At 42.2% G+C, this 7,754-nt stretch carries 6 protein-coding genes; 3 read left to right on the forward strand and 3 right to left on the reverse strand.

What is annotated here, in order from left to right; all coding sequences use genetic code 11:
• Positions 1-233 precede the first annotated feature (233 nt).
• Complete coding sequence (gene gndA / locus V7K55_RS18570) at positions 234-1,664, reverse strand: NADP-dependent phosphogluconate dehydrogenase (RefSeq protein WP_334833893.1); 1,431 nt, start codon at positions 1,662-1,664, stop codon at positions 234-236.
• 216 nt (positions 1,665-1,880) lie between these two features.
• On the opposite strand from gndA, the gene V7K55_RS18575 reads away from it, so the two are divergent.
• On the forward strand, positions 1,881-2,618 hold the full coding sequence (locus tag V7K55_RS18575; protein WP_334833896.1) for a Ycf66 family protein: 738 nt from the start codon (positions 1,881-1,883) through the stop codon (positions 2,616-2,618).
• A gap of 347 nt (positions 2,619-2,965) precedes the next feature.
• Here the strand turns inward: V7K55_RS18575 and V7K55_RS18580 are convergent, their stop codons facing one another.
• Entirely contained in the window at positions 2,966-4,162 is a 1,197-nt protein-coding gene (locus V7K55_RS18580; protein ID WP_334833898.1) for a glycoside hydrolase family 10 protein, read from the reverse strand.
• Between the two features lie 156 nt (positions 4,163-4,318).
• A complete protein-coding gene (locus V7K55_RS18585) occupies positions 4,319-4,588 on the reverse strand; it encodes a hypothetical protein (protein WP_334833900.1) in 270 nt (89 codons plus the stop codon).
• A 464-nt stretch (positions 4,589-5,052) separates the two neighbouring features.
• Here V7K55_RS18585 and V7K55_RS18590 point away from each other — a divergent pair, with 464 nt between their 5' ends.
• Together V7K55_RS18590 and V7K55_RS18595 are read left to right on the forward strand one after the other, a co-directional pair.
• Positions 5,053-5,838: an HAD family hydrolase gene (locus V7K55_RS18590; protein ID WP_334833902.1), complete on the forward strand. Its 786-nt coding sequence runs from the start codon at positions 5,053-5,055 to the stop codon at positions 5,836-5,838.
• A 448-nt stretch (positions 5,839-6,286) separates the two neighbouring features.
• Entirely contained in the window at positions 6,287-7,462 is a 1,176-nt protein-coding gene (locus tag V7K55_RS18595; RefSeq protein WP_334833904.1) for a DNA double-strand break repair nuclease NurA, read from the forward strand.
• Positions 7,463-7,754: the final 292 nt, after the last annotated feature.

Genomic DNA, 7,754 nt, shown 5'->3' on the forward strand with positions numbered 1-7,754 from the left:
CTTATGCTGTTATTGATGGCGTTAAAGTTAGGAGAGAAAAGGGTAACTACGGTATAAAACCTATCAAGTTTGACTCTAATAGCTCTAGTTAACTTTTCACTATATATTTATAAATTTTCTTGCCTACCTACTGACGTTAAAAAAAGTGGCTCTGAATTTCAGAGCCACTTTTAAATCTGTATTTAGAAAACTGACTAACCTTTCACAATATTTTGATACAGATGTGCAAAAGCTTACTTCTTAGCTTCAGCAATAGGAACCCATTCAGTGTGGAAACTTCCGGGCTTATCAAGACGCAGGTAGGTATGTGCGCCGAAGTAGTCGCGTTGTGCTTGAGTCAGATTTTGAGGCAAGCGATCGCGGCGATAGCTGTCAAAATAATCCAAGGATGCGCTAAATGCGGGGACTGGAATTCCAACTGTTGCAGCGGTTGCAATCACTTCCCGCCAAGCAGTCTGTCTGTCAAGAATTGTCTGCTTAAATTCGGGAGCTAATAACAGGTTAGGTAATGCTGGATTTTCGCTAAAAGCCTTCTTAATCTTATTCAAAAAGCGAGCGCGAATAATACAACCACCTTTCCAAATCCGCGCCATTTCGCCCAGATCCAAATTCCAGTTATATGTTTTGGAAGCTGTGGATAGCAACGCCATCCCTTGAGCATAAGAACAGATTTTTGAGCAATAGAGAGCATCACGGACTTTATTGATAAAGTCCTTAGTTTGCCCGTCATACTTGCCACTGGGGCCTGTGAGGACTTTAGATGCTGCAACCCGCTCCTCTTTAATCGAAGATATAATCCGGGCATTAACTGCTGCTGTAATTGTGGGAATAGCAACTCCCAATTCCAATGCAGTTTGCACAGTCCAGCGTCCAGTTCCCTTTTGACCCGCAGCGTCAACAATCAAATCCACCAGGGGTTTATTTGTTTCTGGGTCAATATACGGGAAGATATTCTTCGTAATCTCAATCAAAAATGAATCCAGTTCATCGGTGGTGTTCCATTCAGCAAACACATCATGTAGCTGACTGGGGTTTAATCCAGCGACATTTTTCAGCAAATCGTAGGCTTCAGCAATTAGCTGCATATCGCCGTACTCAATGCCGTTGTGTACCATTTTCACATAGTGGCCAGAACCACCAGGGCCAATGTAGGTTACACAAGGGCCATCATCGACTTGGGCAGCAATTTTGTTGAAAATTGGTGATAGAAACTCGTAAGAGCTTGTTGTACCTCCAGGCATCAGAGATGGGCCATTCAGCGCCCCTTCTTCACCGCCACTGACACCCATACCAAGATACCGAAGCCCAGCGGGTTCTAATTCCTGAGTGCGTCGTTCCGTATCTTCAAACCAAGAGTTGCCACCGTCGATAATGATATCGCCTTCGTCTAACAAGGGTTTGAGTTGAGCAATCACCGCATCCACTGGCTTACCAGCTTGCACCATTACTAGAATTTTGCGGGGACGTTCCAATAAGGCGACGAATTCTTCCAAAGTAAAAGCGGCTTTGACGTTCCTTCCTGGCGCACGCTGCGCCATAAACGCATCCGTTTTTTCGCGGGAGCGGTTGTAAACTGCAATTGGGAAGCCATTGCGCTCCACATTGAGAGCGATGTTCTCGCCCATAACGGCTAATCCAATCACACCAAAGCTTTGTAGTGTCATAAAAAATTTCTGGCTAACTCTTGCAGATCCTTTACCTATAAGGGTAGTCCGATATTTTCCGTTCTCCCCTAAAGAAGACCTTAAGACTTGATATAAACGACAAAAATCCACAACTAACATGGATAATTAATTTTAAATTGTATCTAAATCAACAATTGACTGGCAAAATTTGCAAAATTGAAATAATTAAAAGACGCAGTAAGGAGTAACCAAATAATGCTGGCATTTGTCCTAGCTTTGGTAGTGGGTCTTGGTAGTTTAGCCATTTACATAGCAGCTTTCTTTTTCCCAGAAATCCACCGCAAGAATGATTTTATCTGGAGTGGTGTAGGACTTTTCTACGCTTTGGTTTTATGGGTATTTGCACCACGCATTACTGGAGGTTTGTTGCTGGGTCATGTGGCTAGTGTGGCTCTTTTGGTCTGGTTTGGCTGGCAAACTCTATCATTACGTCGCCAACTGACCCCGCAGGTACAACAAACCCAAGTACCCAGTGCTGAGACGGTAAAAACTGGCATTCAAGAACAGGTGAATAAGTTGTCCCTTCAGGAACGGCTGGTTCAGTTGCAAAAAGGTCTGGGTAGCACCTTTAGTAGCGCGAAAGACAAGGTGCAACAGACTGGGAGTAAAAAGCCACCCACAACCCCCAAACCTGAAGACATTACCTCTGTAAGATCAGAGCAACCTGCTGTTGAGATTATCGACAAAACTATTGTCATACCAGAACCACCAGCAGAGGAGACAGTTACTACTGACACTGAAAAAAAAACTGAGAGTGTACCGGAAGCGATTCCACCACATCCCCCATCTCCTGAGTTGGTGGAAGCAGCGCAACCAGATTTAGAAATTGAGGATGAGCAACCGATTTCTGTAGAAGAAATTGCGCCGGACGCGGTACTCGCTCCCCTAGCAGAAACGCCACCGGAACAAATACCACCTAATCAGGCTGGTTGAATTTAGTAAAACCCAACGTTAACCTAATATAATTTTGGGTTTTACTAAATTCAACCAGCTATTTTAGGGCTAATTTCAAAAAAATTTGTAATTTTTAATGCTCAATCTGAGCCTTTGAGGGCAAATGGTGATGTCTGATGACAAGCTGCAAAGCGGCTACACGCACCATTAGCCATAAAAAATTGCTAGCGAAACGTAGCCTATTCAAGTAATCCCAGTTTTTACGAGATTACTTTGCTTCTCAAAGAGAAGCAACGTCAACACTTGCAATGAAAAAATACTCACCTTTGCCTAAGCCCTGAAAGTGAATTTTATTAACTTTGTCGAACTCACATTCAACAGAAAAGTTATTCAACTCTGGCGCGGAGTGCAGGAGATGGAAAGAGACTTCCAAATCCAACTTGTCGCTCGTTTAAGGGTTCTAGAGCATCATTCCAAAGGCTTTCATAATAAAAGAAAGTTACGCCTAAACCGCGTTCTTGAGCAGCCCGCACTTGAGACTTAATTTGCTGCATGGGAACTGGATTATTTCGTAACCCAGCCATAATACCAATTCCAGTTGGAATTATTTTTTGTGCTTCTTGGATTTCTGGGCGAGAAATATTAGCCACAAAACTTTGTAGATTTGGACGATAAACTTGCACAATTAACTCATCTACAATATTTTGTCGTATCCAACTCAGCCAGTCTTGCAGGTGAAACTTGTAAGCAAAATCATAGTAATTAGGAGAAACAGAAAAAATTGCCTGGGGTTTTCTCTGCTTCACAGCTTGGTTAAGTTGTACCATGAATGCCGTAATTTTATCTGCCCGCCACTTTACCCATGCTGCATCTTGGGGATTAGTTGGAGGGGGATTTTTGGTTTCTTTGGTGTACAAAGCAACTGTATATCGGTCGTAGCCAAATTCATGGGGCAAACTCATGTGATCGTCAAACTGAATACCATCGGCATCATATTGGGTAATAGTTTCCAGTATAAGGTTGGTGATGAACTGTTGTACTCGCGGAAGGAACGGATTGAGCCACATCACCTCACCAGCCGCACCGATAGAAGTTTGACTACCATCCCGCTTTTGTGTGAACCAATCAGGATAATTTAGTGCTAGTTCCGACGTTGGGGGAGCCATGAAACCAAACTCAAACCAGGGAATCACTAGCAGTCCTTTACGATGGGCTTGGTTAATCAGGTCTGCAAGAATATCATGTCCATCTGAACCTTTGTAAACAAAAGGTTGAATACCTGCACGTTGTGCGATCGCACTGGGATACATTACATAACCAGAATTCCACACCACAGGATAAATTGTGTTGAAGTTCAGCCGTCGTAATTGACTCACGGCATCCTGCACTTTCTCGCGATCCTTGAGGGTGTCAAAATCATTGGTGGTCATCCAAACCCCGCGAATTTCCTGACGGGGTAGCTGTGCGATCGCAGGAGTAAAACTATCTACCAGTAATACCGTAACAAAAGATATTAAAATGAGAATCGGAAAAAGATACTTAAGTAGTCGCTGCCAACTTTGAATAATAAAAGGTGATTTCATAAATTTGAATGATGCATTAGCTACCCACACACGGCATTGCTCGCTTTTGCGATTGAATCTACTAACCATATAGTATACAAGTATTTATGCTTAGTACAGGATTGATGAGTTGGTAGTTGTTCGTTCCCTGCTTATGGAACTTTTGCACCAGAAAAACTAAAGCAGACCTATTAAGATGCTATGACGTAGCAAGTAGTCATTAGTGCCCAATAGATATGCCAATTGCTGCCATTTTTCAGTACCCTGTGCTATGCCTTTCTCAGCAGCAATTGGGTCTTTCAGCAATGTCTGCAAAGTTTGGGAAATCATGGAATAAGGAACTTTTTCGTAAAGCTTTACAGGTAAAGTATCCAAGGCTTCACCTAACCACTGGTTAACCCAAAGAATTCCCTCCAGTTTATCTAAAACTGTAAAGTCAGGTGGCACATCCCCAAGCTGCGGATGTTCCCGACAGATTCACATTGATAAAGCGTGGATAAGAACTCTTGCAGAAGTGTTCTGTGGTATACAGCACTTACTGCTGTTATGAAGTACAGTTTATCCCCTATCCGCTACTTCCTATAACCTTTCACGACTAAGAACGTACCTCACAAGAGCGGGAACTGCTGTAATAGAAGCCCTGAAAATTTGTGATTAGCACAATGATATCGCAGTGAGAATAGAGAAAGCCAAACAGCCAAACAGCTTACTTCAAAGAAATTTAAGCGCATGACTTGAGTCAGTCGCCAAACCTTTTGCGATCGACCCGATTGATGTTTAGTATTTTCCTGTCTTATGCCAATCGCTGATTGTACCTTATTTAGCGGGTCTATTATAAAAGACTAACAAAAATTACTGCATGATTTAAAATTGTCGGGTAAGCTGACAACAGCAGTTTCATCCTCAAAACAATGACCGCAAGTAGTCCCACAATTTTAGCCCTGGACTTTGATGGAGTGATTTGCGACGGACTAATTGAATATTTTGAGGTAGCGTGGCGTACCTATTGTGATATTTGGTCGCCAGCTAACGATACACCACCAGATGATTTAGCTTTGAGATTCTACCGCCTGCGACCTGTAATTGAAACAGGTTGGGAAATGCCCGTTTTAATCAAAGCGTTGGTAGATGAAATTCCTGATGATAAAATTCTTCATGAATGGTTAAGCATTGCCCCAAAACTTTTGTTAAATCACAAGCTACAAGCCAGAGAAATTGCTGCGAAACTAGATAATCAACGGGATGAATGGATTACCACCGATTTAGACGGTTGGCTAAGTCTGCATAAATTTTATCCGAGTGTAGTAGAAAAACTCAAATTAACTCTTGACAGTGGAGTTAAGTTATACATTGTTACAACTAAAGAAGGGCGTTTTGTACAAGAGTTACTCAAACAGCAAGGAGTGAATTTACCGACAGCAGCAATTTTTGGTAAAGAAGTCAAGCGTCCAAAATACGAAATTTTGCGAGAATTAAAGCAGGAAGGAGAAAACAAGTCAGTTAGTCTTTGGTTTGTAGAAGATAGACTTAAGACATTGGAGTTAGTCCAACAGCAAACAGACCTTGAAGAGGTGAAACTGTTCCTTGCAGACTGGGGCTATAATACCCAAGCAGAAAGGGAAGATGCCCAAAACGATCCGCGAATTCAGTTGTTATCGCTGTTTCAGTTTGCCAAAGATTTCTCTGCTTGGCTTTAATATATAAATTATGTTGCAATAATCTCTTAATGGCTTCACCCTAAAAGGGCAATACAGTTCAGTTAAGGCTAAAACTCTTTGCCAAAGTCAATTATTCTAACGTAGATGCGGAGCGACTTGCCGCAGGCTAACGCAAAGAATACAAAGAGAAGACATAAATGCTTAACTCAACCGTATTCTCTCAAAGGGCTGATCGTTACCTAGATATTTGTAGCAGTCAAATTGTTGTCCTTACTAACATCACGCCGAAACTTAAGTTCCTGGCTCATAGCTCAAGTGTACTAAAATGACTCTACTTAATCAATTTTTAGAGAATCAAAGGGCTTTAGTTATTAACCCTGAAATTTATTTCAAGGCGGAATGTTAACGAAGCGAGAGATTTATAAAGATGTAGGTAAATACTAAGAAAGTAGAAAAACTCCCAATTCCTAACTCCTAACTTACCTTTATGCTCGATCTAACAAAACTGGCGCGACAAATGCAAGGCTTAAGCCAGCATCTTACTTTAGAAGCTGCTGCCAGTCGCCAGCGTTTAGAATTGGCGCAACAACACCTCAAAAATGCTTATGAGTCTCAACAAGATTTAATCGATCGCCAGGAAAAATGGCGCGATCGCATTCTCTTTGCTAATGCTACCCCAATTGAGCCGCTAGAAACCTGCATCGATATCCCAGTTCCCCCCAAAATTCATACTGTCATCGCTACCGATGGTTCCCAAATTGCCCCCAATCATCACGAAATTGCTTACTGTTATCTCTTAAATATTGGCAGAGTCGTCTTACACTACGGACAAAACCGCCATCCGCTACTTGATAGTTTGCCAGAAGTATTTTATCGCCCAGAAGATTTATATATGTCTCGGCAGTGGGGAATTAGAACCGAGGAATGGATGAGTTTTCGCCGCACTGCTTCCGAAACAACGGTTTTGGCAGAACTTGCATGTGCAGCGAAAGGGGAAGCACCAGCATTGGCGATGGTAGATGGTTCCTTAATTTACTGGTTTTTAGAACAATTACCGATGGATGCACGCGATCGCATTTTACCTCCGATCCTGGAAGCTTGGCAGCAAATGCGTGATGCTCAAATTCCTCTGATGGGTTATCTTAGCGCCTCTCGCAGCATCGAAACAATGAACTTTTTACGCTTATTGGCTTGTCCCCATCCAGTGCCAGACTGTAAAACTCATTGCCCAAATCAGCTAGAAAAAGTACCTTGTAAAATTTTTGAACAGTTGCGAGATACTTCAGTTTGGGCAACCCGACTAAAACCAGGACAACGCAGCACCCTTTGGCGGAGTAATTCTCCGATTCTCGAACTCTACGGCGATCAAAGCATTTACTTTTGCTACGTCCACGTTGGTACCGAAATCGCCCGAATCGAAGTTCCGGCATGGGTAGCGGAGAATGCAACTATGCTAGATCAAGCGCTGGGACTCATGTTAGCACAAGTCCAAAAAGGATATGGCTATCCAGTAGCGATCGCCGAAGCCCATAATCAAGCAGTGGTAAAAGGTGGCGATCGAGCGCGTTTCTTTGCCCTCCTCGAACAACAAATGATTAAAGCTGGTTTGAAAAATGTCGGAACTTCCTACAAAGAAGCCAGAAAGCGTGGGAGTATTGCTTAGCAACTCCTAAGTTAAGCAAATTAAGTCTTTCTAAAAAAACTTTATTTTCATAGATTTTGATCGATATTAGAGTTAGGTTAAAATTAGTCACATTAGGGATTGTACCGACCATAGCAACTTCAACAGTCTGGTAAGTATAAATAGATTATATTTAGTAAAATTTAAACCCTCTAAAACGTAATACTACACCACCTTGAGAGTGAGTTGATTCGCCTTCTTTTAAAGTAGAATCTTCATACTCAAATCCAACCACTTCGACTGAGTAATTGGCGCACTACTAGAAATATAGTCA

Origin of the sequence: Nostoc sp., from assembly GCF_036919895.1 — a bacterium.
GTDB lineage: Bacteria > Cyanobacteriota > Cyanobacteriia > Cyanobacteriales > Nostocaceae > Nostoc.

Coding starts and splice junctions, on each gene's coding strand:
- V7K55_RS18575 (WP_334833896.1), top strand. CDS start 1,881: ATGCTGGCATTTGTCCTAGCTTTGGTAGTGGGTCTTGGTAGTTTAGCC.
- gndA (WP_334833893.1), bottom strand. CDS start 1,664: ATGACACTACAAAGCTTTGGTGTGATTGGATTAGCCGTTATGGGCGAG.
- V7K55_RS18595 (WP_334833904.1), top strand. CDS start 6,287: ATGCTCGATCTAACAAAACTGGCGCGACAAATGCAAGGCTTAAGCCAG.
- V7K55_RS18580 (WP_334833898.1), bottom strand. CDS start 4,162: ATGAAATCACCTTTTATTATTCAAAGTTGGCAGCGACTACTTAAGTAT.
- V7K55_RS18590 (WP_334833902.1), top strand. CDS start 5,053: ATGACCGCAAGTAGTCCCACAATTTTAGCCCTGGACTTTGATGGAGTG.